Raw genomic sequence first — 3,160 nt, 5'->3', positions numbered from 1 at the left:
TGCTCTTTAACAATCCGGAACAAGCTGAAAATTGAAACGACATGTCGTCTCATTTCTCCGTAATAAGAAATGAATCACGATATGTTCGAGTCTCTCAAATGCTTACAGCCGCAGTGGAAACACTTGTGGGTTGTGAGGTTAAGCGACTAAGCGTACACGGTGGATGCCCTGGCAGTCAGAGGCGATGAAGGGCGTGCTAATCTGCGATAAGCGACGGTAAGCCGATATGAGGCGTTACAACCGTCGATACCCGAATGGGGAAACCCAGTGCAATCCGTTGCACTATCATTAAGTGAATACATAGCTTAATGAGGCGAACCTGGGGAACTGAAACATCTAAGTACCCAGAGGAAAAGAAATCAACCGAGATTCCCCCAGTAGCGGCGAGCGAACGGGGAACAGCCCAGAACCTGAATCAGTTTGTGCATCAGTGGAAGCCTCTGGAAAGTGGCGCGACACAGGGTGATAGCCCCGTACACGAAGATGCACTTATTGTGAGTTCGATGAGTAGGGCGGGACACGTGACATCCTGTCTGAATATGGGGGGACCATCCTCCAAGGCTAAATACTCCTGACTGACCGATAGTGAACCAGTACCGTGAGGGAAAGGCGAAAAGAACCCCGGCGAGGGGAGTGAAACAGAACCTGAAACCGTGTACGTACAAGCAGTGGGAGCCTCTTAAATGTGGGGTGACTGCGTACCTTTTGTATAATGGGTCAGCGACTTATATTCTGTAGCAAGGTTAACCGTATAGGGGAGCCGCAGGGAAACCGAGTCTTAACTGGGCGTTAAGTTGCAGGGTATAGACCCGAAACCCGGTGATCTAGCCATGGGCAGGTTGAAGGTTGGGTAACACTAACTGGAGGACCGAACCGACTAATGTTGAAAAATTAGCGGATGACTTGTGGCTGGGGGTGAAAGGCCAATCAAACCGGGAGATAGCTGGTTCTCCCCGAAAGCTATTTAGGTAGCGCCTCGTGAACTCATCTCCGGGGGTAGAGCACTGTTTCGGCTAGGGGGCCATCCCGGCTTACCAACCCGATGCAAACTGCGAATACCGGAGAATGTTATCACGGGAGACACACGGCGGGTGCTAACGTCCGTCGTGAAGAGGGAAACAACCCAGACCGCCAGCTAAGGTCCCAAAGTCATGGTTAAGTGGGAAACGATGTGGGAAGGCACAGACAGCCAGGATGTTGGCTTAGAAGCAGCCATCATTTAAAGAAAGCGTAATAGCTCACTGGTCGAGTCGGCCTGCGCGGAAGATGTAACGGGGCTAAACCATGCACCGAAGCTGCGGCAGCGACGCTTATGCGTTGTTGGGTAGGGGAGCGTTCTGTAAGCCGTCGAAGGTGGACTGTGAGGTCTGCTGGAGGTATCAGAAGTGCGAATGCTGACATAAGTAACGATAAAGCGGGTGAAAAGCCCGCTCGCCGGAAGACCAAGGGTTCCTGTCCAACGTTAATCGGGGCAGGGTGAGTCGACCCCTAAGGCGAGGCTGAAAAGCGTAGTCGATGGGAAACAGGTTAATATTCCTGTACTTGGTGTTACTGCGAAGGGGGGACGGAGAAGGCTAGGTTATCCGGGCGACGGTTGTCCCGGTTTAAGCGTGTAGGCTTGCATTCCAGGCAAATCCGGAATGCTCCAAGGCTGAGGCGTGATGACGAGCCACCACGGTGGTGAAGTAACTGATGCCATGCTTCCAGGAAAAGCCTCTAAGCTCCAGGTAACACGAAATCGTACCCCAAACCGACACAGGTGGTCAGGTAGAGAATACCAAGGCGCTTGAGAGAACTCGGGTGAAGGAACTAGGCAAAATGGTGCCGTAACTTCGGGAGAAGGCACGCTGGCGCGTAGGTGAAGGGACTTGCTCCCGGAGCTGAAGCCAGTCGAAGATACCAGCTGGCTGCAACTGTTTATTAAAAACACAGCACTGTGCAAACACGAAAGTGGACGTATACGGTGTGACGCCTGCCCGGTGCCGGAAGGTTAATTGATGGGGTTATCCGCAAGGAGAAGCTCTTGATCGAAGCCCCGGTAAACGGCGGCCGTAACTATAACGGTCCTAAGGTAGCGAAATTCCTTGTCGGGTAAGTTCCGACCTGCACGAATGGCGTAATGATGGCCAGGCTGTCTCCACCCGAGACTCAGTGAAATTGAACTCGCTGTGAAGATGCAGTGTACCCGCGGCAAGACGGAAAGACCCCGTGAACCTTTACTACAGCTTGACACTGAACATTGAGCCTTGATGTGTAGGATAGGTGGGAGGCTTTGAAGCGTGGACGCCAGTCTGCGTGGAGCCAACCTTGAAATACCACCCTTTAATGTTTGATGTTCTAACCTGGCGCCGTGATCCGGCGTGGGGACAGTGTCTGGTGGGTAGTTTGACTGGGGCGGTCTCCTCCTAAAGAGTAACGGAGGAGCACGAAGGTCAGCTAATCACGGTCGGACATCGTGAGGTTAGTGCAATGGCATAAGCTGGCTTGACTGCGAGAGTGACGGCTCGAGCAGGTGCGAAAGCAGGTCATAGTGATCCGGTGGTTCTGAATGGAAGGGCCATCGCTCAACGGATAAAAGGTACTCCGGGGATAACAGGCTGATACCGCCCAAGAGTTCATATCGACGGCGGTGTTTGGCACCTCGATGTCGGCTCATCACATCCTGGGGCTGAAGTAGGTCCCAAGGGTACGGCTGTTCGCCGTTTAAAGTGGTACGCGAGCTGGGTTTAGAACGTCGTGAGACAGTTCGGTCCCTATCTGCCGTGGGCGCTGGAGAATTGAGAGGGGCTGCTCCTAGTACGAGAGGACCGGAGTGGACGCATCACTGGTGTTCGGGTTGTCATGCCAATGGCATTGCCCGGTAGCTAAATGCGGAAAAGATAAGCGCTGAAAGCATCTAAGCGCGAAACTTGCCTCGAGATGAATTCTCCCTGACTCCTTGAGGGTCCTGAAGGGACGTTGAAGACTACGACGTTGATAGGCCGGGTGTGTAAGCGCAGCGATGCGTTGAGCTAACCGGTACTAATGACCCGTGAGGCTTAACCTTACAACGCCAGAAGTGTTTTGGTGGTTGTGTGTGAGAGAACCATCAATTTCAGCTTGTTCATAACGGATTGAAGAATCTGCGGAAACGAAAGATTTTGTGCTGAAGCAAGGCGGC

1 rRNA gene is annotated in these 3,160 nt (G+C 52.8%); it reads left to right on the top strand.

From position 1 onward, the window contains the following. Positions 1-136 precede the first annotated feature (136 nt). Positions 137-3,046 (top strand): 23S ribosomal RNA (locus NG42_RS21440). Positions 3,047-3,160: the final 114 nt, after the last annotated feature.

The sequence above is a fragment of the Winslowiella iniecta genome (genome assembly GCF_001267535.1).
Taxonomy (GTDB): domain Bacteria; phylum Pseudomonadota; class Gammaproteobacteria; order Enterobacterales; family Enterobacteriaceae; genus Erwinia; species Erwinia iniecta.
Note: the sequence above shows the minus strand (reverse complement) of the source record. Positions and strands in the feature narration are given on the sequence as shown.